Genomic DNA, 24,684 nt, shown 5'->3' with positions numbered 1-24,684 from the left:
CCACTCAACCTCCAATAGCTTTGTTAACAGCTCGTAAAATGCCACCGTACCCCGTACAGCGACAAATATTACCCGATAAAGCTTCTTCCACTTCAGCCGGAGTAGGATGCGGGTTCTCTTCCAGCAGAGCAACTACCGAGATAACCATCCCTGGTGTACAATAACCGCATTGGAACCCCCCCTCTTCTAAAAAAGCCCGCTGAACGGGATGTAAGCCTACTTCACTAAGACCCTCAATTGTTGTAATTTCCGCACCTGAGCATTGATAGGCCATAACCAGACATGAATTCACTGGACGTCCATCCACCAGCACCATACATGCCCCGCAGCGGCCAATCTCACAAGAACGTTTTGTGCCGGTCAGCTCCAAATCTTCACGTATGACATTTAAAAGCCGGCGGGAGGGTGGAATCTCCGTGGATATCGCTTTCCCATTAATATTGCAATTAAAGGTGAACCTCTCTTCTGCAAAAGCTTCCTCAGACGATAAGGGGTCAAGGTTATCTTCATCTAGATTGGGATCTGAATTATGGCTCGGCATGGATGTTCACCACCTTTTGTGGAATAAACGGTGTAGACTGCAGCCATTCGGGATCAATGGGCAGCTTGGTTACCCGCTTCCCTACAGCCTGAAATATGGCGGACACGACTGCCGGAGCTAAATTGACGGAACCCACCTCTCCAATGCCGCGAGGACCGTACGTGTCATGATCCGGTAAATCCTCTATCGGCTGCACCTGAATGCTGCCATTCATGTCGGCAATGGTCGGCACCAAATAGGTGTCTAAATTTTTGGTGACATAGCTGCCGCCTGACATCACAGCATCCTCTGACAAAGTGAAGCCGACCGCCATACTGCTGCCACCTTCGATCTGCCCGAGATAACCTTGCGGATTAGCCACCGGTCCCGCCGCTACCGCATGATATTGGTCCAGTACACGGACACGTCCAGTAAGCAGATTAACTTCCACGCGGACTGCGATTGCAGAATAGGTGTATAGGAAATGTGCCCCCACTCTTTTAAAGGGTGTGGTTGGATAAGTAAACTTTGTATTACAGACAATGGGTTCTGAAATACGCTGTGCCAAGTCCTTGTAAGTCAGAAGCAGACCGCCGTCTTTTAGCCAAATGCCGCCAGGGCCGAGCTTCATTTCATAGTTATCCAGCTCTGGCTTTATCATCGCAGCTGCCTGCAGCACTCGAGCGGTGAAGTCTGGACGCAGCCGTTTCAAGGCCATCCACATCATGCTGGTTGATCGGGAAGCCGTACTAGATCCGCTATCAGGCACAACATCCGTATCGCCAATGACGATGCTTAGATCCTCTGCCGCCAAGCCAAACTGTTCAATCAGCATTTGTTCCATTGTTGCGATTAACCCCTGACCAAACTCCTCGTAACCAAACACCGCCTCAATCTTGCCCTCTAGCGTCAAAGAGAGCCTGCCACCCGCCGGATCGGGAATACCATAACCAAGTCCTGCACCATGCATAGCTATAGCAGCACCCGTTCCAGTTACGATCCAAGGTTCCACAACACCTGAATCACTGTCTGTAGATGCGGCCTCAGTCATAAGAGGCGAACCCGCCAGCGCTTCCCACACCTGAAAGGCACCATCGGTCTGAGCAATTTCCTGACCCAGTGGCCCCAGATCTCCATATTTACGCAAATTGCGGCGGCGCATTTCCCACGGATCGATCTGCAATCGCTCAGCCAACCGATCGATTTGTCCCTCCAAAGCGAAAATCGCCTGATTGCCGCCAAACCCGCGAAATTCACCAGATACACCGTTATTGGTATATACAGCAAAACCCTTCACATCCACATGATCGATGATATAGGGGCCCATCACATGTTCTGTCGCAAAGTTGAGCACCTCCGCCCCCAGTGTTGCGTAAGCTCCCGTATCCGAAATAATTCTGACCTGATGTGCCCTGATGATTCCTTCGGGGTCGCAGCCAGTCTTCATGGTGATTTTCATGGGATGGCGTTTTAGTCCTGCACGTACCGATTCAGCTCTCGAATTATGCAGTCTTACCGGACGGAGTGTCCGCAAGGCGAGCAGCGCTCCATACGGCTGTACATTCAGCTCGTCTTTTCCTCCAAAGGACCCGCCGATAGGACTCGAGATGACGCGAATATCTTCTTGAGGAATAGCCAGAATTCTGGATAGCTGCAGGCGATCCATCAACCCATGTTGTGTAGCTGAATATACGGTAAGCCGTCCGTTATCCTCTGGGATAAACAGTCCACCTTCAGTCTCCATATAGGTGTGCATTTGGCGTGGTGTATAGTAAGTCTCCTCTACCACATGACAGCAATCCGTAAATACCGTTTCCGGCTCCCCTTTCCGATATTCCGTATGATGAAGCACGTTTCCCTCGGCATGCAGCAAAATTGCGTCCTTTTTCATCGCCTCTTCCGGATTCTCCAGCAAGGGTAGAAGCTCATAATCCACTTCGATAAGAGATAAGGCGTATTCCGCAATTTCGTCCGTCTCAGCCGCAACTGCCGCAATCGCATCGCCAGTGTAACGCACACGGTCACTGCAAAATACCGGTTGATGCGGCAAAGCTATGCCAAAGCCGTTAAGTCCGGGCACATCCTCATGAGTGATTACAGCGTATATACCAGGGACTTCAACGGCCTTCTCAATGCGTATGGACAAAATACGAGCATGTGCCTGCTCACTGCGGAGCACGCGGCCGATCAACATTCCTTCTGCCCTCATGTCGGTCAAATACTGCAGCTTACCGGATACCTTGCCCTCTCCATCAGGTCGTGTACGCCAGCGGCTACCGCTGGATTCCTTATTCAGCAGCATTTCCCCTCTCTCCTTTCGTCGGGTTATTCACCTCTAAACTCCGTATATTCATAGCCTTCCACAGCTCAGATACAACCAAATTCCCAGCAGTCTTTTTCTTGTAAAGTTCTGTTGCAAAGGGATCACTATACGTCTCAAAGCTGTTCTCAACCCCTTCATATAAAGAAGCCAACAGCTCATCTGTATACCTCACACCTTCAAGCATAACTTCAGCCCTACTTAGTCGCTGTGGCCGACCAGAGCCCCCACCTGCGGCGATACGCACCTCACGGAAACGGTGTTCCTCATCGATTGATGCTGAGATTGCTACCGTTACAAGTGAAGGGGTGAACGCTTCCCTGCGGCCAACCTTACGAAAAATTTCTAGCCTATCCGTTAACGGACTCTCTAAGCGAGTAGGTGAGATGCGAATCTCAGCCACAAGATCCGCCGCAGGTTTTATCCCGCTCCAGTGATTGTTTAGCCACTCTATCAAAGGTAGTGCCGTCATAAATTTGCCGTCAAAGGAGATTAACTCCGCGTCATAGACCAGTAACGCAGGTAGAATATCTCCGAAGCCAGAAGCGATATTGCCCCCGAGCGTGGCAAGATTACGCACCGACGGAGCCGCTATGCAACGTGCAGCCTCTTGCAGCGCAGGAGCTACGGCCTGCAAATGCTCATTACTGCGGCACTGGGAGAGTGGAACAAGAGCGCCCAGAGATAAGTGAAATTCCGTTAAGGTAATGTCGCCGAGATTTGTAATTTGCCGAAGATCAATCAGTTGTTTGGGCATATGAGTCGTTCCATTTTCCCACCCTGTTCTCAGCAGTGTTCCTCCTGCGACATATCGGGCACTGTCTCCAAACGCCGTTTTTCTCTCCCAAGCTTCGTGCAGGCTGCGGGGTTGAATTACATCAGGTAGCCTTCCATCCTCTTCCCGTAAAACTCCCATACACTCCGCCTCCTTTTTGAGTACCAGATTGCTGCTTCCCTTCTCGTATAGCCTGCCTTAAAACCTTTGTTCCCGAATATAAGGAACTCCAAGCGCCTCCGGTGTGCCGGATGGTTTGTTGCGATTGCGGTACCCCAGGTACATCAGGACCAGAATGGTCACAAGGTACGGAATCATTTTGAGAAAATAGGGCGGAACTGCACTGCCCAGCAATTGAATACGGAAGCCAAGTGAATCCAATGCCCCAAAAAAGTAGGCGCAGAACAAGGCACGCAGCGGATTCCATCTGGCGAAAATCACCAGCCCTACCGCAATCCAGCCCCGGCCGGCTGTCAGCCCTTCATTCCAGGTTGACGCGTAGGCCAATACCATATCCGCTCCGGCCAGGCCGATGAGAGCAGCACCGGTGATCACATAGCTGTAGCGGATAAGCTGTACACGGATCCCCATCACATCTGCGGTAGCCGGACTGTCTCCGACTGCCCGCAAATGCAGGCCCCATGAAGTGCGGTGAATTAGCAGATGCAGAGCAAGCACTAGCAGCAGGCTGAACCAGGTTAGGTAGTCCATGTTGCCGAATATTTTTCCGATGAACGGTACATTTTCCAGCCAAGCCAGATGCAGCTTAGGGGAGGTTCCCGGCAAAGGAATGCCGCTGATCGGTTTACCAAGATAAGCGCTCAACCCACTGCCAAACAGGGTCATCGCAAGACCGGACATCGTTTGATTCGCCCGCAAGGTCACACAGAGAAAAGAATGCAGCAAACCAAGTACAGCCGTTATAGCTACGGTAGCCAACAGAGCGAGCAGCAGGTTTCCGGAGCGAATATACACGATACAAGTGATGACCGCTCCCATCAGCATCAGACCTTCAGCCCCAAGCTGTATAATGCCGGCTCGTTCATTTAGAATGCCTCCCAGCGTAGCCAGCAGCAGCGGGGTCCCTGCGGAAATAGCGGCAATAAGTAGCTGTGTTGTAAAATCCATTTCCTATCTCCCCCCTTTCAGCTGAACCCGGCTACGGCGAATGCGGAAACGATAGATCATATCGCCAGCAATCAAGAAAAACAGGATGGAGCCCTGCAGCATTTCTGATATCGATGAGGGCAGCCCGATGGTTTGAACACTATATCCGCCAACAATTAAGCCACCGAATAAAATAGAAGTAACGATTAGACCGAGTGGATTCAATTTGGCCAGCCAAGCTACAATAATGGCGGTGTATCCATAACCCGGTGAAATGCCCTGCATCAGCTTGTGTGTAACACCGGAGACCTCCGCCATGCCAGCGATCCCGGCGAGCCCCCCACTGATCAGCATGGCGATAATAATATGGCGCTTGATAGGAATCCCCGCGTATCTGGCTGCAACAGGATTGGCCCCAATCAGCCGGAGCTCGTAACCCCACTTGGTAAAACGAATCATTAAGTAATAAATCACAACGGCGATAAGTCCAAATAACAATCCAATATGCAATCTTGTACTTCCGAGAACAGGCAGCGACTGAGCCGCAGTAAACATAGGTGATCCCGGGAAATTAAATCCTTTAGGATCTTTCCAAGGTCCGAATACCACGTAATCGAGCGCCAATAGGGCAACATAATTCAGCATTAATGAAGTGATTAGCTCATTCACTCCAAAATGTGTCCGCGGAATAGCAGTCAGCAATCCCCAAAGCGCACCCGCGGCAATCCCGAACAGCAGCATTAAGCTCAGGGACCAGAATGAAGGTAAGTCAGGAAAATAAATCGTGACCGCTGTGGCCGCCATAGCCCCAACAGTTAGCTGACCTTCTGCTCCAATATTCCATACCGAAATGCGGTAAGCCACAGCAATCCCAAGCCCACATAGAAGAAGCGGGATCGCTTTAACCATCGTTTCCGTGAGCCCATACGCAGTGCCAAATGCGCCACGAAACATTTTTTCATAGACCAGCACCGGATTCATGCCATTCGCCGCAATAAATAGGGCACACAACAATAGCGCTAAAATTATAGATACAATAGGTGTCCACCAAGGAGAACGGATGCGGCTGGCATCGTATTCGAAACGTAGAGAGAATCGTTTTCCGGAGTGGGAGGGGAGGGGTTCCAGTACAGCTGCTGCGGTATTTCTTCCATTCTCCAGACTCATACGGCGCTCTCCTCTCTATTATCAATACCAGCCATTAGTAGTCCGATGCTCTCTCGATTCGCTTCCTCATGTGTACTCTCACCAATAATTGAGCCGTTATAGATCACTAGAATCCGGTCGGACAACTGAAGCAATTCATCTAAATCCTCCGAAATTAACAACACGCCACTACCTGAACCACGCAGCTCCATAAGAAGGTCGTGAACACCAGCCGTGGCACCTACATCCAGCCCTTGTGTCGGATGAACGGCGACCATCAGCTTCGGCCGATGACTGATCTCACGTGCAAAGAGCAGCTTCTGCTGATTACCACCTGACAACTGTTGTACTGGCGTCTCCAGCTCAGGTGTTTTGACATTAAAGCGCTGGACCAGCTCCTGTGACCACAAACGGTTCTTCGCGGACTTCAAGAAACCAAATTTGGAGTGCTCCTCTGAGCGGTAAGACTTAAACAAAAGATTATCCACCGATCCGAGGCGTCCAGCTAAACCGCTCTTCATCCGGTTCTCCGGCACGTGGGAGATTCCTGAATCAATTGCCCCTCTAACCGAAGCGGATTTCACCGTCTTTCCATCAAACGTGATTTCACCACTTTTCCAGCCTCTAAGACCAGTTAACACTTCAGCCAGTTCCTTTTGCCCATTGCCAGCTACCCCAGCTACGCCTACAATCTCTCCTTTACATACGTTCAGAGAGAAGTGATCCAGTGCTTTTCGCCCGTGATCGGCATATACGTCCACATCTTTCACTTCTAATAAAGAATCCCCTTCAGTGGCTTCCCGTTCTTGACGGGTGATGGTTACTTCCTTGCCCACCATCAGACGAGCCAGCTCCAGTTCATCTGTATCTGCTGTGGTCAGCGTGGCGATCATTTTTCCTTTGCGCATGACGGAAATCCGATCGGAGGACGCCATAACCTCTTTCATTTTATGAGTAGTCATAATGACCGTTTTTCCTGCCTGCTTCATGACCCGCAGCGTTTCAAATAGCTGTTCCACCTCTCCCGGGGTCAGTACAGAGGTTGGTTCATCCAGAATAATAATGTCAGCCCCGCGATACAGCGTCTTAACGATTTCAACACGCTGCTGCTCACCCACGGACAACTGCCAGATCGGGCGATCCACCGGGAAATTCAGTCCAAACCGTTCCGCTAATGCCTCGATCTCCTTGTGTTTCTTCTTCATCCACTTACGGCCGCGCCAGAAAGACGACTTTTCGCCAAGCACGATATTTTCTGCTGCTGTGAGGCTTTGCACCAGCCTAAAGTTCTGAAACACCATACCTACACCCAGCTGCGCAGCATCTTTAGGAGAACGGATCTGAGTACCTTTCCCATGAATGAAAATTTCTCCTTCGTCTGCTCTATACACCCCTGACAGCATGCTCATCACCGTGCTCTTTCCGGCCCCATTCTCCCCAAGCAACGCATGAATCTCACCCGCATTTGCCGAAAAGTCGACTTGATCACTGGCGGTTACCGAGCCGAATTTTTTCACAATCCCCCGCATTTCAACTGAAGTTCCCCGCATGGCCTGAACCCCTCCTTCCTTCAAGTTGTAGTACGGGTGGGGAAGTTTCCGCTTAACGGAACCCGCCCCACCCATAGATTGTGCACATTTTATTCCCTATTTTTAAACATTATTGCGGGATAGTTCCTTCCACACCTTTTACGAGCCAGTTCATGCCCAGCACTTCCTCCAAGGTCAGCTTCTGACCCTCCTGAACCTTCACATTCCCTTGATTATCTGAGATCGGACCTGTGAAAACCTCGAGCTCACCACTGATAATTTTGGCTTTGGCGTCTTCGACAAGCTTTTTCACATCATCTGGGATCTTGTTCCCGAAAGGAGCCAGCTCCACCATACCGTCAGCCATATCACCAGAATATTGCTCGCTCTTCCAGGTTCCATCCATAACTGCCTGCACAGCTTTTACGTAATACGGCCCCCAATTCCATACCAGGTTCGTCAAATAATTGTCCGGAGCGTATTTGCTCATATCCGAGTCATTTCCCCCGGCAAAAGCCCCTCGTTCAGCAGCAGCCTGCAGTGTTGCAGGTGAATCCTGATAGGCCAAAAGCACATCCGCACCCTTATCCAGCAAGCTGATTGCCGCTTGACGTTCAGTCGTCGGGTCATACCATGTATTCGTCCATACCACATTCACCTTTACATCAGGATTGACACTTTGCGCTCCAAGGGTAAAAGCATTCAAGTTATAGATCACTTCGCTGATCGGAAAAGCGCCCACATAACCAAGCTGATTGTTTTTGGTCATTTTTCCTGCCGCTATGCCGCTCAGATAGCTGGCCTGATAGTTTTTCCCGAAGTAGGTTCCCATGTTCTCTGCGGTTTTGTAACCTGAAGCATGCAGGAACTTCACGTTGGGGAATTTGCCCGCTACATTTAATGTAAAATCCATATATCCGAAGCTCGTTGTAAACACGATGTCGTGTGATTGTGCAAGCTCGGTGATGATTCGTTCGGCGTCAGCACTTTCAGGGACATTTTCTACAAAGTCAGCTTTAATCCCCAGCTCCTTCTCCATATACAGCCGTCCTTGATCATGTTGGTACGTGTAGCCGCCATCCCCTGGAGGTCCGATATAAACAAAAGCAACCGTCGGTTTCTTTGCAGCCGGTTCTGTTGTTGCAGTTGCCTCTGTTGCCGCTGTAGTTGTCGCTGGTGCCTCCGTTGCATTTGTAGAAGTATTATTATTGCTGCCACACCCCACCAAAGCCACCGTCATTAGAACCATTAATGCAAGACAAGATGTTATGAACTGACCCCTTTTTTTCATAATTCTCCTCCTCCAAATCATCTCTCATCATGGCTGCAACCATTAATGTACTTCTACTATACTTAGAGGTGGCCTTGGCGTAAATTTATATAACATACGTTTGTATATGAATATAAGAATCAGAACTTTTTTTGTGTGTAATGCACTAATTGGTTTTGGTATGGTGAGTTTCGTGTCATATTATATGACCAAAGGTGGAAAAGGAACACTGTTTCAGATTACTTTTCAGACTATTCTTTACTTCACTTTCCATTTCTCAGAATCCATTGCTCCTGAATCTCACCAAAATCCGCTTTTGTATCTGCGTCCATGAAATAATGGGCAGACTCAGATTCCAGAACAATCCCCTTATAATCAGGTGAACGCAATATCCCCGCCGCTCCTCGATCTCCATCTAATCCCTGTAGTGCTGGAAACAACGTCTTCGAGAACAAAGCCGGGGGCATAGCCGACCCATTGCTGACGCTAGCGACATAATCCATCTCCGGAGATTGTTCAAACGTTTGTATTAGACGGTTCACTAATGCTGTAGTAATAAATGGCTGATCCGCAAGCGCCACAACTACTGCATCGGGCTGTAAAGGTAATACCGCATTAAGGCCACAGCGCAGTGAAAAAGACAATCCTAGATGTGCGGTTAAGCAAGTTTCGGTACGTCTGGATGCTTGCGGTTCAATCGCGGGTGGCAGCCATTCCAAGTTGTCATCCGCACGCACTACCACGATTAGCGGTTCTAGATTGCAACGATCCAATTCACTAAGCGCGACGCTCCCGAGTGAGACCTCCTGCGACAATCTCAGTGAAACCTTGGACACGCCCATCCGCCTGCTCTGCCCCGCTGCCAAATATATTCCTGCTACCTTCAATACTATCCGCTCCTTTGGGCAGCTCTCGTGAGCCCACCCTTCTAATTTGAATAATTTCCGCTATAATACTGACCGCAATCTCCTCCGGACCTTCTCCTCCAATTGGCAACCCTACAGGTGCATGCAAAGATGCAGGAGCCTCAAGCCCTTCCAGTAAAAGAGATATCCGCGCCTTCGAACCGATAATCCCTATATATAGAGGAGCAAGCGGAATCACACTCTCCAGAAACTGTCTATCCCGCCCAAGTTGATGACTGCAAATCAATACATAATCCTCCCGGGCTACGCCCAATCGCTGAACAACCTCCATAGGGGAACAAATTACTTGTTCAGCTCGAGGAAACTTATTGTGCAAGCTTCCTTCACGCCAATCCGCAACCGCTACCCGAAAGCCAACTCTGTCAGCAAGTTTCGCAATAGGAACCACATCACGTCCCCCGCCAAAAATCACAAGCCGCGGTTTGGGCACGAAAGACGTATGGAATGCTGTCAATTCTGCTGGAGCGGCCATAAAGCGACCTGCCGCCAGGCTTTCTTTTGCCGAGTGGGATAATTTCGGATGTTTCTTGCTCTGCGGCAGTACAATGTCTGGATCCAGCTCCAGCTTATAGATAAAACCTTTCTCCACTGCTTCGCGGAACAAAATTAGCTTTTCTCCCCTAGCCAATCTGTCACTCGCCTGCACTAAAAGCTTGTAGAGCTGACCCTGCACGGGTTCTAGCACTACTTTGATTTTGCCTCCACAGCCGATAACCTCACCCCAGGACAGATCATCCGGAGACAGCATGTTGTATTCCACAATTTCGGGCAGCCCTCGTTCCCAGATCTCAGAAGTTCGCAGCTGCAGATCGTTTTCCAGACAACCTGGACTCAGGCTCCCAATCGTACCTTCTTCAAAAAACAACATCACCGCTCCGGCTTTACGATACGAGTGTCCCTCCACCTCTATCAGCGTTGCCAGCACCGCAGGCGCCTGATGGGTTTGAATATGCATTGCGATTTCATGTGTATTCACGAGGTTCCCCTCCTCCGTGTTTGCATTTCAACCCAGAACTTAGAACTTAGAACTTAGACCTTAGAACTTAGTCCCTTCCGAGCATCCTCCGAAACATGAATACTAACTTCAACCTCATTAGATCATTTATTTTTTTAAAATCGACGTCCAGCAGCTCACTAAGCTTCTCGATCCGGTAGGTAGCCGTGTTTCGATGAATAAACAGTTTCTTAGCCGTCTCATTAACATGACCATCGTTCTCTAGATAAACTTCCAGCGTCCGCAGCATTTCCCTGACATACTCCGGTTCTCGGTTAAGCAACCCTCTAAGACTTCCATTACAATATTTCTCCATAACCTCTGCCGGAATTTGCCCGAGTAGCAGGTTAAGCTCAAGCTGCCGGTAATGCACAACATTCCCTTTTACTCCCCCGCCCTGAAGCATTCCCATACAATCCTTTACCTCCGCAAAAGCCTCCTTCAGCCCCTCCGGCTTCGCTTTACAACTGCTTATCGCAGCTCGCGGATAATATCCCTTATCAAACTTCATGTTGTTAAAACAAACCTGGATTATATCCCGGAATTGTTCAGGACGCTGACGATCTCCCGGATATATAGACAAAAGTCCTTGATCTATGATCACATGAATTCCCTTTACTTCCCGTAGCCCGGGATGTTCAAGATATTCTTCTTTTAGTCTGAGCAGCTCACCTTGGCGTTCTTCCCCAGTCGCAGCTGTATCGGTCAATAAGAGAAAAAATGGTGATTGAAGCAGCTCAATCTCCAAGTCGAGAGCAGCCTGCGCCAAATCTGTGTAAGATAAATTACCGCTCAAACAACGTCTCAGCAATCCGCTAAACTCCCTGTGTTCTGCCTGTTCAAAATAATCTTCGTATCCTGAATGAATATGATATGAAATAAGTTCAGCTCCCTGAACGAACAAACTTTCTTCCATTGGGAGCAATAAAGGGTCGATGGCACAAAACAATAGATATCCGGAGCACTTCTCTCCTTGCAAAAGTGGTGTACGGTAGCCCACATGATCTCCAACACGAAAGCGCTGATTCCGTTTCTGCCACGGCCACCCCTCCAGCAGCTGTGAAGGATAGTATTCAGAGTTGTTGTAGATCACATCCCCCCGTGCGCTAACCACCACAAGTGAATGGCCAATCACTTCAGACACCGAATCAAACAACGGACGGCTGCGGACAGATCTTAGGGCGAATTGCATCAGCTTTTTCTGCTTCTCCATAATGTTCTGCAGAACGTGAGTGCTGCGGCTAAGCTCGGCGCGAAACAGACCATTCATCTGATCCGAAAAAGTAAACTCGAAAGGCAGCTGGATAAGCGGGAAGTTAAGACTCTCCGCTTCTGCAACCAGTTGCTCTGGTACTTCATCCCAAAATCGCCCCAGCTTAATGCCCAAGGCCGAAGATCCCCGGCGATTCAAAGTCTGCAGCAAGGCAGAGGCTTCCTCCATATTGTCCTTTATCAAATAGGCTGTCGTCAGCAGCATCTCGCCTTCTTTGATCCAATCCGAGATATCGGGGGCGTCCATCACATTAATTGACTTCACAATTCGATGTTTCCCTTTAGACCCAGCGATAAGCTTCGCCTCGGACAAAGGATAAATGGACAACGCTTCTTCAACCGTAAGATGCATGCCACCCCTCCTTATTAGGATCAATAGAACCATTTCTGATTTATAATGTTATTTTATGTAACATTATAATTAAAATGAACCGTGTTGAATAGAGGGAAGTTAAATTTTCATGATTTATATGTTAATAAACTTAACACAAAATGAACATGGAACATGAATGATGAATGATGAATGATGAATTATGAATTATGAATTATGAATTATGAATTATGAATTATTGAACTTTAGCTCATATCGTTCATGTGAACTGTATAAGGGGATTGGAAAATAGTAGGTGGAGTTGAGGGAGGGCTTTCGAGTAAAAACAAGTTTTTACGGGTTCACGCGGGAATCTGAATAGGGAGTCGGAATAGGTGGCAGGGTATTCTCAGGCTATTCGAATTGGCCATCAAGATCGAAGTCGCAGGCACACCAGCGCTGCAAGACGGGGAATTGAGCAGTGTAGAAGATCCGTACGAGCAGAGATAATACCACCCCACTATAGCTGTGGCGGAGGTACAAGCTCTTATAGATCCACTGCTGCCGGTAGAGGTGAAAGGCACTTTTGCCCTTCTTTTTGGCTATTCGGCCGGAATTGCCGGGATGAAGGGCCTTTTTTCCCTTCTTTTTGACTACATAGGCGTCTTCGCCACATTCTGCGGGATTTATACCGTTCTTTTTAGCTACTTGGGCCACTTTCCCAGATTCTGCGGGATTTATACCGTTCTTTTTAGCTACTTGAGCCATTTCCCCGGATTCTGCGGGATTTATACTGTACTTTTTAGCTGCTTGAGCCATTTCCCCGGATTCTACGGGATTTATACTGTACTTTTTAGTTACTTGAGCCATTTCCCCAGATTCTGCGGGATTTATACTGTACTTTTTAGTTACTTGAGCCATTTCCCCGGATTCTGCGGGATTTATACCGTTCTTTTTAGCTACTTGGGCCACTTTCCCAGATTCTGCGGGATTTATACCGTTCTTTTTAGCTACTTGGACCACTTTCCCAGATTCTGCGGGATTTATACCGTTCTTTTTAGCTACTTGTGCCACTTTTCTGGATTTTGCGGGAGTTATATCGTTCTTTTTAGTTACTTAAGCACTTCCCACGATTTCTGCGGGATTTATACCGTTCTTTTTAGTTACTTAAGCTATTTCCCTGATTTCTGCGGGATTTATACCGTTCTTTTTAGTTACTTAAGCCATTTCCCTGATTTCTGCGGGATTTATACCGTTCTTTTTAGTTACTTAAGCACTTCCCCCGATTTCTGTGGGATTTATACCGTTCTTTTCTCTCCAGCGACGTATTCACTTAAATCTACTGGTCTTATACCACACAATCGAGCGCTGAATTTATCTTTTTCACTCTACCACTCCACTATTGAGCCAACTTAAGCTACCTTAGTTTTTAAAGCAACTCCACTGGGCTCCCCGGTGTAAATAAAACTAAGAGTAGGCGGGAATGACATGTGTATTTCGTTAATTTGTGAATCAATAAGTGAGTGTGGCGTTAGAGTGTATTGCTAGAATGTAATCCTAGAGTGTAATCCTATAGTGTATTCCCAGAGTGAATTTCTAGAGTGTAATCCTAAAGCGTCTTCCTAGAATGTATTTCTAGAGTGTATTCCAAGAGAGTAATGGAGGAGTATCGGTTAACAGTAACTAGAAATGTAACTAGAAAAGTGTCAAGATATGTTGTTCGTAGCTACGGTCTGTTTAGTATCGCTGCTTTTTCAAGACCACTGCACTCAGCCTCTCAAGACTGCTGCCACACTTCATTCACCCAAGAGAGTAACCGGAGATCCTGACCATGTCCGGCAATAACGGATAATCCCAGTGGCAATCTACTTGTGGAGAGCATAGGTAATGTTACCTGAGGCAAACCTGCCAACCCAGCTATGCAACTCAACATCATCGCACCACTACGATTCACCTCCAATTGGCGCAAATCCCCTCCACGCAGCGGCGCTGGTCCCGGAACTGTCGGAATCACAAGACAATTGTCCTCTCCTAGCAGCAAGCGCAAATGATTAGAAATCTCTTTTTGCTTACATTGTGCAACGCTATGATCCTCTTCCGCCAAACTGGCAGCCCACGAGAATCGCGCTGCAATATCAGGTCCAAAGACTGGTTTCTCGTTCTCAATCCAAACGCCATGAGTTTCCCAAATTTCATTACCCTGCAATTCTCTAAAAACATCCATCCAGACCTTTAACCCCTCCAAAGCAATCTCTATCTCCATGAGATGATCTGCCCCGGATCGCAAACACCTTAATCCCTCCGATAAAATAGCTGCATTCTCCAGATTAACCAAAGCCCAGCAGTCAGTAGCAACAAATAAAGTACCCATTTTATTTTTGTCTTCCATATTCTTTTTTACCTTGTTTTCCGGGCCAATCTCTAAAATTTTCTCCGTACTCTTCTCAGTACTCTTCTCAATACGTTTCTCCAAAATCGTTTCTAAACTTTCCTTCTGGCTCTTTTCTAAATTATTTTTATCAGTCTTCACCATGTCTCCCTCTAAGTTGTTCTCTAAATTTTCCAATACATTCTTCTCTATGCTCTTCCCTACAGTTTCTTCTAGACTACTTCCTATTTTCTTCGACGTCTTTACAGATGTACTCCCAGCCACAAGTAACACTTCCCCTACCTTCTGGAGCACATCCAAGCGATCCGACACCCAGCCAACTGTATCAAAAGCCGGAGATAATGGAATAACACCTTGAAAATCCACAGCTCCATGCGTTGGCCGGAAGCCATATACTCCGCAATAAGAGGAAGGTACTCGAATTGAGCCACCGGTATCTGTTCCGAGCGCAAAATCAACACTACCAGAAGCTACCGCTACTGCCGAACCACTTGAAGATCCGCCTGGGATACGACCTACAGCACGCGGATTAATCGGCGTTCCATAATGATGGTTCTCGCCGCCCAGACTGTACATCAGCTCATCCGTATGGGCAGCACCACGAAGTGTAGCACCCGACAACAGTAAACGATGTACAGCCACCGCATGCTCCGTGGACGGATGATGGCTACGCAGCCAATCAGGATTACCTGCAGAAGAGCTGTGTCCAGCTACAGCAAATACATCTTTTACTGCAAAGGTCAGTCCATCCAATATCCCGCTTCCTAAACTCTCAACCGTAAGCTCAGGATCTATAAACGCACCATACCGATTATCCAAAACCATAATTCCCCCTCCTCCCTAGACCATTACTTTTACCCTTCCATCAGCCTTTCGGATCCCACGCTTCTCCTACGATTCCTCCAGCGTTCCTTCCAATTCCTCATCTTTCCTCCTACGACCCATCAGCAGCTTTTCCATCCATCATTCCACCTACGATTCTTCCATCAGCCTTTCGGATCCCACACCATCCCGCCTTCGATTCCTCCAGCAGTCCTTCCAATTCTCCATCTTTCCTCCTACGACCCCATCAGCAGCTTTTCCATCCATCATTCCACCTACGATTCCTTCAGAGTCCTTCCAATCCTTCCATCACACCTATACCTACCACCCAATCGCCGCACCATCGCAGCGTCGGTCCGTTCCCCCACTGCGGTATCCATTGTCATCTATCGAAATCATGTGAGCGTGACCCATAATCCCATCATAGTCATCTACTTTCCGGACAATATGACCGGCTGCGGCCAAATCTGCCAGCACCTCATCAGCTACCCTGCTCTCCACCTTTAGCTCTTGCGTAGGCTCCCCCCACGTTCTCCCCCACACAAAACGCGGCTCATTCACAGCCGTTTGTGGATTCATGCCATAATGCAGCATCCGTGTGAGCAGCAGGGTTTGAGTCTGTGGTTGACCTTCGCCACCTTGCGTCCCGTACAGAATCGCAGGTTTGCCCTCGCGGCAGGCCATCGCTGGCATCAGTGTGTGGAAGCTGCGCTTATGCGGCTCAAGCGTATTGATGTGCCCGGGGTCCAGCGAAAAAAACGAACCTCGATTCTGCAGCAGAATCCCAGTATCCCCAGCGGCCACGCCCGAACCAAATTCAAAATACAGACTCTGAATAAAAGAGACCGCATTCCCGTCCTCATCCACAACCGCAGCATAAGCTGTATCACTGCCGATAGGCTGACTTGTCAGTTGTGCAGCTTTTTGCATCGAGATGGTAGGCGCTAATTGTCCTGCATAACGTTTATCCAGCAGCTGCTCCAAAGGAATAGCACTAAAATCCGGATCTGTAAGCACCCTATCCCGATCGCGGAAGCTTAGCTTCAACGCTTCAACAAGCAGGTGATAATATTCATACGAACCATGCCCGATTGCTTCAAAATTGTAATGTTCCAATAAATTAAGACTCATTAGTCCAGTGAAACCTTGAGAATTAGGCGGCACTTGATATACCGTATGCCCGTGATAATCCGTATGAATCGGCTCGACCCAATCCCCCTGATGATCCGCAAAGTCATCCCGAGTCAAATACCCGCCAGTTGCCAGCATATAGTCACAGATGTCCTCCGCAATCTTCCCCTTATAAAAAGCATCCCGCCCACCCGCCGCCAATGTCCGCAGGGTGGCCGCCAGCTGTTTTTGCTGGAATCGCGATCCAGCACAAGGAATCACGCCGCCTGGCGTGTAAATCGCTGCCGCCTCCGGCGACAGCGCAGAGCCCGCAACAGCCGTGTTATTCCGCTGATCCGGCGACAGCGGAAATCCCTCCAAAGCATAACCAATGGCAGGCTCCAGTACCTCCGCCAGCATAAAGCGGCCATACTTACTCAGTATGGCATCCCAACTGTCCGCCATCCCCGGCACCGTAATGGCGCTGCGAATCCCCCGCCGCGGGATGAAAGCTTCCCCGGCATAGCTGCTTCTGCGGACTCCGTACCCGGAGCGCCCGCTTCCGTTATAGGCCCGAACACGCGCCTCTTGCGTGTTATAGGTCAACCAAAAGGAATCTCCGCCTAGCCCCGTCATATGCGGATATACAACAGCTAGTGTCGCACTGATCGCCACCGCTGCATCAAAGGCATTACCCCCTTTTTCCAACATACGTGCACCAGCAGCCGAGGCTAAATAATGGGGGCTAACTACCATAGTTTTTGTGCCTATTACGGGTTTCTCCGCCATGTTCCGTCCCCCTATCTTTTACGGGTTTCTCCGCTCCGCCATGCCCTTCCCTCTATGTTTTTCGGGTTTCTTCCCCATGCCATTCCTCTACGTTTTACGGGTTTCTCCCCTCCACCATGCCCATCCCCTATGTTTTACGGGTTTTTCCGCCATGTCCCAACTCCTTATTTTTTGCGGCGGGTTTCTTCAACATATTCAATCTTCCTATCTTTTGCGGCAGGTTCCTCTGCGAGCCCCCTATAACTTCTGACTTAATTAGTGTCATTTAACATTACACGAAAATCCTTTGTCAATCGGTTACGCTGAAACGCAAAATAAACCTCTTCTTTTTGTGAGCTATGCACAAATAAGAGGTCATCTTTGTTTAACCTTGTAGATTCACGCCTACGAATATTATAAAATCATTTTAATTACAGGGAGCCGCATACTGCCATGGCGTACTACCGTCACCTTTTGCCGCCATATGGCTGTCTATCTCGGTTATGTCTCTAACCTATTTCCTCCAATAGCTACCTATCCCGAATATGTCTAGTCACCTTTTGCACCCAATGACTACCCATCTCGAATATGTTTAGTGACCTTTTGCCACCAATGGCTACCTATCTCAAATATGTATAGCTGCATCTAACCTTAGTAATCTTAGCCACTTTTAGAGGGGGGCTTGTGCTTTGAAACACCGAATAAACAATTTATTTTAAAATATATTGCGATAACACGGCCTGCACCTCGTAAATATTTACGGATTTATTGAAGGTCTTCTTCACCGGAAGCGTGCTGCTGGAAATGTAGATACATAGCTCCGCATCCAGGTCAAAATGCCCTGCCGTCTCCACGGAATAATGCGAGATGCTTTTGTAAGGGATCGAATGATATTCTGTTTTCTTGCCCGTCAGACCTTGTTTATCCACCAGAATAAGCCGCTTGTCCGTAAAAATGAACATATCTCTAATCAGCTTATAGGCGCGTTCGATTTTCTCCTGAGGAGCAAGAATTTGTGCGTATTCCCGCTGGACCTCCGTAAGATTTACTTGTGATGCATTGCCCATTAATCCGTCAAAAAGTGCCATATCTCTTCCTCTTTTCATCCGTTAAATTTAGCCACTTGCCCCCCACTACAGAACCATATTATTCTATTTTTCATATTCTATGCTGTGTAAAAATACTCTCTGACATCTTTTTACTTGCTTATTTTCTGATTTTTGATTACACTGTCATTAAATTTACTAAGAGAGGGGTGTGGAAGGAATGGATCACAATTGGACCAACAGTGTTATGAGTCGGCTACCTAAAGCGATAGCTGGCATTGCTCATGTAAATGGTGATAACGGGAGAAGTCTGTCCATTTGTATGAATTTAATAACACTACACAATTGTGAAATGCCTTTCCTGCCATCACCCGGACGGATCAGTTAACCGGAGAATGATAAGGCCGTGGGGAAATTTCCCTACGGTCTTTTTTTATGGTTTTTTACAGGATTTCGAAGCCATTTAGGGTACTGGCGGTGCGAAGGGCATTCTTAAAGGAGAATATATATGATCATCCAATGCCAAAATGTTCAAAAATACCACGGGGCACAACTCGTGCTGAATAGCATTACCTTCGATATCCGCCAAGGGGAAAAAATCGGCCTGATCGGCCGCAACGGCTGTGGCAAAACGACACTATTCCACCTGCTGAACGGGGAGGAACGCCCCGATGAAGGGCAAATCTCAATACGCAAAGGCAGCGTAGTAGGTCTGTTAGCTCAAATTCAAGAAGTTAACGAAAAAGAAACCGTATATGATGTTCTGCAGCGCAGCTTTGCCGAACCTTTGCAATGGCAGCACCGCCTGCGGGAGCTTGAGCTGAAAATGTCCAGCTTTAACAGCGGAACGGATGAAACCCTCTGGAATCGGCTGCTGAAAGAATATGGCAGCTTGCAGGATAAGTTCGAGGCCGCCGGAGGTTACGAGATCGAATCCTCTATTCAGCGCGTAGCCTCGGGTCTCGGGATTGGAACCGGACAATACAGCCGATTGTTCGCCTCTCTTTCAGGAGGAGAAAAAACAAAAGTCGGACTTGCGGAGCTGCTGCTGCGCCGTCCAGACATCCTTCTATTGGATGAACCAACCAATCATCTCGATATGAGCGCCATTGAATGGTTGGAGCAATTTTTACAGAGTTATGATGGAACAGTGCTTGCGATCTCCCATGACCGTTACTTTCTGGACGCTGTAGTCAAGAAAGTGATCGAGATTGAGGATGGCGAGGCCTTTACCTTCCATACCAACTACAGCGGCTACCAAGTGGAGAAGGAAACACAACTTCTTCAACAATTTGCCGATTATCAAGAGCAGCAGAAAAAAATAAAACAAATGCAGGAAAGCATCAAACGTCTCATTGAATTTGGCAATCGCGGGACACCTCCTAACCCTTCCTTTTACCGGAGAGCAGCATCCATGCAAAAAGCACTGGATCGTATGGTGAAGGTTAAACGTCCTATTCTGGAGCGCAAATCGATGGATTTGCAGCTACAGCAAAATGACCGTTCCGGTAATCAGGTTGTCATATTGGAGGATATCGGAAAAGCATATGGTCAGCGAAGCCTTTTCGCAGAGGCAAACGAAGTGCTTCGCTACGGAGAGACTACGGCACTCATCGGCGGTAACGGAGCAGGTAAAAGTACACTTTTAAGAATTATTTTAGGGCAGGAAACCCCGGACAGCGGAAGCTGTACACTCGGCTCAAGAACTGTGGTCGGCTACCTCGCACAAGAGGCTGTTCCTGAAAATAACAAACAGTCTGTACTCCGCTACTTCCGCGAAGAAGCTGGACTTGAAGAAGGTGAAGCACGCAGGCAGCTTGCACGTTTCCTATTTTATGGTCCCGATGTATTCAAAGACATTACGAATCTGTCCGGTGGTGAATGGACCCGCCTGCGTTTCGCTGTACTAATGCATCGCAAGCCAAATCTGCTGATTCTGGATGAGCCGACCAATCATCTGGACATAGATTCTCGTGAAGCACTCGAAGAAGCATTAGAGGAATTTCCAGGCACGGTTCTGGCGGTATCTCATGACCGTTATTTCATCAATCGCCTATTTCACAAACTATGGTCCATTGAAGACGGGCGGTTTGGAGTGTTCAACGGAAACTATGAATATTACAAGGAAAAACAAGCTGAAAAAGCATTACTAGCTCCCTCTTTTGCGGATCAAGCTAAACCTGTCTCTGCAGAACGAACAAGTTCACGCCCTGATAAGCCTCAATCTAACGATTCAGGGAAAGAAACCAACGCTAAATCCACCAGTTCCCGTAGGAAAAACGCCACCTTCGACTGGGAAACGGCCATTGCAGAGGTAGAGGAACGCCTTGGCGTGATCGATGCTAAGATGTTAGATCCCCTGATCAGCAGCGATGCAGCTGAACTTGCTGAGCTGCAACAAGAACGTGATGCGATACAGGAACAGTTGGATGAGCTCTATACAGGATGGATGGAGACAACTGGTCTATAGAATAGATTGATCTATAAGGAGATGAGCATATGAGCAACAAAGAGAAGATTAAGTTATTGTGGAAAGAATACACCCAGCTTCATCCACAAGCAGCGGATAACTATGACGCCTGGGCCTTTGGTGACAGTCCCCAGATGGCCGATGAGCTGCTCGATCTGGTGATTCGTGGGATCAAGACAGGAACTGCTTCGAATTATGATATATTTGAAACTTGTGACGAGACGTTTCCGCAAGTTGGCGGTCACAGTATCGTGCTGGATGGATCTGGTGATCCGCGGGCAATAATTGTTACTACAGATGTACAAATTATACCTTTTGATGAGGTTAGCGCTGAGTTTGCCTATACTGAAGGAGAAGGTGACCGGACGCTTAAGTCATGGCGTCATGATCATGAGCAGTTCTTCACCAGAGAATCCTTAAAATTCTTAAACAAACCCTTTGATCCAAAGATGAAAGTTGTTTGTGAGAACTTTAGAGTGGTATATACAAAAGACTAAGATCTTCAGAAAACGCAAAAGGCTGTCTCTTCCACAAGGAAGGGACAGCCTTTTGTGTATACTATAAAATCAACAGAATTAGATCCTCATTAATTTATGGTTTAGTGCCAAAATCCCAAAATCCAGCCAATAACAGAGATCCATAACGGAATGCTGATTAAAATACCCCAAACCAGCCCAGTGGCAATATTGCCTTCTGCAGGACGCACCACATTTTCCTGTTTCAATGGAATGCTCAATTCTTCTTGTTCCATGCGATCCCCTCCTAAAATATCTTATCGTCACAGTAGAGGAAAAAATGTAGACCGCTCGACCCAAAAAATTAAAATTTTGAATTTTGGTAGATATAAAGGCTCAGCGGCCAAACCGTTGTAAGTGCTTACATATTAGTTATTAACCAAATTTTGAATAATTAAAAACTTAAATTTGCGGAAGTCATACAGTATATGCAGATTCTTAGTCCAATATTACTACTTTTTCCGGATTTCGTAAATATTCAAACATCGTCCGAATCTGTGCCTCTGTATTCCGCTCCGCTGAAAGCTCAGGCAGCTTATCTTCAGCAAAAAACGAAACTTCGCTTGTCTCTACCCCTTCCATTGCCTCTCCGCCCACGATGCGGCATAAAATAAAGAACTTGTACACGTGATAAGGCTCCGGCGGATGGCTATGAAATTTCTTATCCAGTACAGCCAGTAAGCGAACTGCTTCTGCCTCAAAACCCGATTCCTCTTTGATTTCTTTCACAACAACTTCGCTCGGCGACAGTCCAATGTCCCCCCAGCCACCAGGAAGCGCCCAATTCCCGTCCAACTTCTCGCGAACAAGTAGAATTTTATCCTCCCGGAATACAACACCACGGACATCAACTTTTGGGGTAGCATAACCCCCTTCACCCGCAAAGGAGAGTCTAATTCTCTCCTTGCTTTCGAAGGTATAATTAGCGAGGATATCTACACTGAGCTCACGCAAAGCTTGATACCGTTCTATATCATAAACATCCTTAGCATAAGTTAATCCAGTCTGTGCGATGGCCTGAATTTCTTTGGCCCACGTTAACCATTTCTGCTCCATTGCTGCACCCCTTTTTCGGTACCTTGATTAGGATTACTGGCAAAGCATTAAATGACGCGAGAAGGCTCCTTTTTTAGCTTCACAACGGTCTATGATTGTAAATCCAGCTTCAGTGATCATCTCGTCCATCGGTTCAATCGCAACGATAACCACCCGATCTGCAATCCGGCGCGCATTCACTAGAATCGCGAACTGCTCCTCAGGTGTAATACTAGAATATAGATTATATGGCATATCTACAATGGCTACATCGTAATGATCAGTGATATCCGCAATATCCCCGAGCGTAACCTCACTGGTGAATCCAAAATGGGCAATATTTGTTCTCGCACCGATAGCAATCATAGGGTTAATATCACGTCCAACCATATCGATTCCCATTGACAAGGCTTCTACCATTACAGTTCCAATACCGCAGCAAGGATCTATAGCACGTATACCTTCAGGATTCGGAATAGCCATATTAACCGCGGCACGGGCAACACGTGTACTAAGCGCGATAGAATAGCTGCGTGGCTTCTTCATTTGGCGGAACCAAGTTGCCTTGTTTTTATGATAAGATCCGAAGTACCAGCGTCCACCCAGCGTAACAATGCCGTATACCAGCTCCGGATGGTTAACATCCGCTTCTCCTTCAATCCGCAACCCAATTTCCCGCTCGATCACTCTGCGCTCATCATACTCTATTTTGTCTGAAGGGCCCAGATCGTTGGTCTTCACAAAAATAACCTTAAACGTCTTGCCGCCAAGCTCCACCTGCTCCGTTTGATCATAAATCTCAGGCAGACTGTCCCCTTCATACATTACATCTATCCGCTCTTTAATGAAGGGACTGCGGCTGACATCCACCTCAACCTCACTCTTAAAAAGAACAGTCGGCACCTGCTCACCAAAAAGACATCGCAGCTCCATCTGACACAGCGATAACTCGTCCTCTGAACAGGTGTAAGTATAAATAAATGTGTTTGTTCCACTTTCCTTATGCAATATAATCCATCCTCTATCCCAGTGAATTGTTCTGCTGTCTTGTTACTCCTGTGTGTCGTGCTGGTGGTCATAATCTATACGCGCTTTGGCGATCTTCCCATTGTTTTTGTTGACCCAGTCCACAAGCGAGGTTAAAGGTCCCAACAATGATTCTCCTATGCTCGTCAGACCGTATTCCACAGTCAATGGGACTGTAGGCGTCGCTTTACGCCAAACTAATCCATCCCGTTCCAAATGGCGCAGGGTCTGGGTCAGCATCCGTTGTGATATCCCTCCAGAGCGCCTTTGCAACTCTTTGAACCGCAAAGCTTCAGCACCTAAATTGACTATGATCAGTACACTCCATTTATCTCCGACCCTGTCCAGAATCTGGCGGGTAATGGAGCAATCCTCCAGCATCGGCATGAACCGGGTGGGTTCTTCCTTTGAATGTTCCAACTGTGGTTACCTCCATGTAACTTAAGCATGTAATAGTGCCTTCTTGTCCCTCAAGCCTATTCAGCTTATCATGGTTACTGTTAGTAATCAACAACCGGAAAGGAACTAATAAATCATGAAAAAGACCATTGCCATCATAGGTGCTGGACCCGGCTTAGGACTCTCAATCGCCAAAAAATTCGGAGCCAACGGATTTCAAGTGGCATTAATCTCTCGAAATGAAGAGAAGCTGAACACCCTTGTTCAGGAACTGCAAGCACTGAATATCGAGGCTGCTGCTTTTCCTGCCGACGTATACAATAAAGAACAAGTAGCCACAGCCTTCGATAATATCAAGAAAAAATACGGCTTTATCGATGTGCTCGAGTTCAGCCCGACAAGTGGAAATTACCCTCCTACTCCTGCTTCACAAGTAACAGAAGAAAATGCACAGGATGCCTTTCAGGCACTGGTTGTAGCCGCTATCCGCAGCGTAGCACAGGTCTTGCCTGAGATGCTGGAGAAACGCAGCGGCGCACTGCTGTTCACAACCGGATTGTCCTCCATCTATCCCATGCAGATGATGGGTAATGTAGGCATTGCGCTTAGCGGATTAAGAAACTACGCACTTAACCTGCATGCAGATTTGGCTCCACAAGGAATCTATGTAGGTCATTTAGCACTTGGTGTATTCATTAAACCCGGCACCGCTACAGATCCAGGACTCATCGCTGATGTTTGGTATGAGATGTATATGAACAAAAGCAAAGCTGAGGATACTTTTCCCCAAGGTGTGACACCGGCTACAATCATCTGGTGAGAGGTTTGCCCCATCGCTTTTGATCCATAGTGAGTTCTCCAGTATAATGGTTCCTATAGAATGCTAAACAAGACGGTCACGCATGGCCAATAAGCTTATGCCCAGGCGCTTACAA

General features: G+C 47.7%; 21 protein-coding genes. 3 read left to right on the top strand and 18 right to left on the bottom strand.

From position 1 onward, the window contains the following. Positions 1–4 precede the first annotated feature (4 nt). The 14 genes from NYE35_RS06945 to NYE35_RS06880 form a co-directional block, all read right to left on the bottom strand. Entirely contained in the window at positions 5–541 is a 537-nt protein-coding gene (locus tag NYE35_RS06945; RefSeq protein ID WP_341120484.1) for a (2Fe-2S)-binding protein, read from the bottom strand. Next, the gene (gene pucD / locus NYE35_RS06940) at positions 528–2,822 is read right to left on the bottom strand and encodes a xanthine dehydrogenase subunit D (protein ID WP_341120482.1); all 2,295 of its coding nucleotides are present in this window, start codon (positions 2,820–2,822) and stop codon (positions 528–530) included. The genes NYE35_RS06945 and pucD overlap by 14 nt, the downstream gene beginning before the upstream one ends. Continuing rightward, on the bottom strand, positions 2,809–3,756 hold the full coding sequence (locus NYE35_RS06935) for an FAD binding domain-containing protein (protein ID WP_341120480.1): 948 nt from the start codon (positions 3,754–3,756) through the stop codon (positions 2,809–2,811). The genes pucD and NYE35_RS06935 overlap by 14 nt, the downstream gene beginning before the upstream one ends. A gap of 57 nt (positions 3,757–3,813) precedes the next feature. Next, a complete protein-coding gene (locus NYE35_RS06930; protein WP_341120479.1) occupies positions 3,814–4,743 on the bottom strand; it encodes an ABC transporter permease in 930 nt (309 codons plus the stop codon). A 3-nt stretch (positions 4,744–4,746) separates the two neighbouring features. Continuing rightward, entirely contained in the window at positions 4,747–5,889 is a 1,143-nt protein-coding gene (locus NYE35_RS06925; RefSeq protein WP_341120477.1) for an ABC transporter permease, read from the bottom strand. Beyond that, positions 5,886–7,418 carry an ABC transporter ATP-binding protein gene (locus NYE35_RS06920; RefSeq protein ID WP_341120475.1) on the bottom strand — a complete coding sequence of 511 codons (1,533 nt, stop codon included), beginning with the start codon at positions 7,416–7,418 and terminating at the stop codon, positions 5,886–5,888. Before NYE35_RS06920 ends, NYE35_RS06925 begins: the two co-directional genes overlap by 4 nt. Positions 7,419–7,527: 109 nt before the next feature. Continuing rightward, complete coding sequence (locus tag NYE35_RS06915) at positions 7,528–8,688, bottom strand: BMP family ABC transporter substrate-binding protein (protein ID WP_341120473.1); 1,161 nt, start codon at positions 8,686–8,688, stop codon at positions 7,528–7,530. A 242-nt stretch (positions 8,689–8,930) separates the two neighbouring features. Further along, positions 8,931–9,503: an NTP transferase domain-containing protein gene (locus NYE35_RS06910; RefSeq protein WP_341120471.1), complete on the bottom strand. Its 573-nt coding sequence runs from the start codon at positions 9,501–9,503 to the stop codon at positions 8,931–8,933. Next, entirely contained in the window at positions 9,445–10,569 is a 1,125-nt protein-coding gene (locus NYE35_RS06905; RefSeq protein WP_341120469.1) for an XdhC family protein, read from the bottom strand. Before NYE35_RS06905 ends, NYE35_RS06910 begins: the two co-directional genes overlap by 59 nt. Before the next feature lie 67 nt (positions 10,570–10,636). Next, the gene (locus tag NYE35_RS06900; protein WP_036680042.1) at positions 10,637–12,211 is read right to left on the bottom strand and encodes a PucR family transcriptional regulator; all 1,575 of its coding nucleotides are present in this window, start codon (positions 12,209–12,211) and stop codon (positions 10,637–10,639) included. Between the two features lie 372 nt (positions 12,212–12,583). Then, positions 12,584–13,243 carry a hypothetical protein gene (locus tag NYE35_RS06895; RefSeq protein ID WP_341120466.1) on the bottom strand — a complete coding sequence of 220 codons (660 nt, stop codon included), beginning with the start codon at positions 13,241–13,243 and terminating at the stop codon, positions 12,584–12,586. 703 nt (positions 13,244–13,946) lie between these two features. Next, entirely contained in the window at positions 13,947–15,377 is a 1,431-nt protein-coding gene (locus tag NYE35_RS06890; protein WP_425311688.1) for an amidase family protein, read from the bottom strand. Positions 15,378–15,701: 324 nt separating this feature from the next. Continuing rightward, positions 15,702–17,279, bottom strand: coding sequence for a gamma-glutamyltransferase (gene ggt, locus NYE35_RS06885; protein WP_341120465.1), 1,578 nt, complete (start codon positions 17,277–17,279; stop codon positions 15,702–15,704). A 689-nt stretch (positions 17,280–17,968) separates the two neighbouring features. After that, positions 17,969–18,346, bottom strand: a complete 378-nt coding sequence (locus NYE35_RS06880; RefSeq protein ID WP_036680049.1) for a PH domain-containing protein — start codon at positions 18,344–18,346, stop codon at positions 17,969–17,971. A gap of 466 nt (positions 18,347–18,812) precedes the next feature. Between NYE35_RS06880 and NYE35_RS06875 the strand changes: the two genes are divergently transcribed. After that, positions 18,813–20,774 (top strand): ABC-F family ATP-binding cassette domain-containing protein, encoded by a 1,962-nt coding sequence (locus NYE35_RS06875; RefSeq protein ID WP_038569239.1) that lies wholly within the window; start codon positions 18,813–18,815, stop codon positions 20,772–20,774. Between the two features lie 29 nt (positions 20,775–20,803). Further along, positions 20,804–21,271, top strand: coding sequence for an ASCH domain-containing protein (locus NYE35_RS06870; protein ID WP_038569238.1), 468 nt, complete (start codon positions 20,804–20,806; stop codon positions 21,269–21,271). A gap of 101 nt (positions 21,272–21,372) precedes the next feature. Here the strand turns inward: NYE35_RS06870 and NYE35_RS06865 are convergent, their stop codons facing one another. From NYE35_RS06865 to NYE35_RS06850, 4 genes are all read right to left on the bottom strand, one after another. After that, the gene (locus NYE35_RS06865) at positions 21,373–21,525 is read right to left on the bottom strand and encodes a hypothetical protein (protein ID WP_155288093.1); all 153 of its coding nucleotides are present in this window, start codon (positions 21,523–21,525) and stop codon (positions 21,373–21,375) included. 202 nt (positions 21,526–21,727) lie between these two features. Then, a complete protein-coding gene (locus tag NYE35_RS06860) occupies positions 21,728–22,345 on the bottom strand; it encodes an NUDIX hydrolase (protein ID WP_036680055.1) in 618 nt (205 codons plus the stop codon). Between the two features lie 33 nt (positions 22,346–22,378). Further along, positions 22,379–23,332: a TRM11 family SAM-dependent methyltransferase gene (locus tag NYE35_RS06855; RefSeq protein WP_076107259.1), complete on the bottom strand. Its 954-nt coding sequence runs from the start codon at positions 23,330–23,332 to the stop codon at positions 22,379–22,381. Between the two features lie 42 nt (positions 23,333–23,374). Beyond that, the gene (locus NYE35_RS06850; protein WP_244886429.1) at positions 23,375–23,770 is read right to left on the bottom strand and encodes a winged helix-turn-helix transcriptional regulator; all 396 of its coding nucleotides are present in this window, start codon (positions 23,768–23,770) and stop codon (positions 23,375–23,377) included. Positions 23,771–23,885: 115 nt separating this feature from the next. Here NYE35_RS06850 and NYE35_RS06845 point away from each other — a divergent pair, with 115 nt between their 5' ends. Continuing rightward, entirely contained in the window at positions 23,886–24,569 is a 684-nt protein-coding gene (locus NYE35_RS06845; protein ID WP_038569235.1) for an SDR family NAD(P)-dependent oxidoreductase, read from the top strand. Positions 24,570–24,684: the final 115 nt, after the last annotated feature.

This window comes from Paenibacillus sp. FSL L8-0494 (assembly GCF_038003695.1).
In the GTDB taxonomy this organism is placed as follows: Bacteria; Bacillota; Bacilli; order Paenibacillales; family Paenibacillaceae; genus Paenibacillus_AQ; species Paenibacillus_AQ odorifer.
The sequence above is the reverse complement of the archived record's forward strand: the minus strand, read 5'-3'. Positions and strand labels throughout refer to the sequence as shown.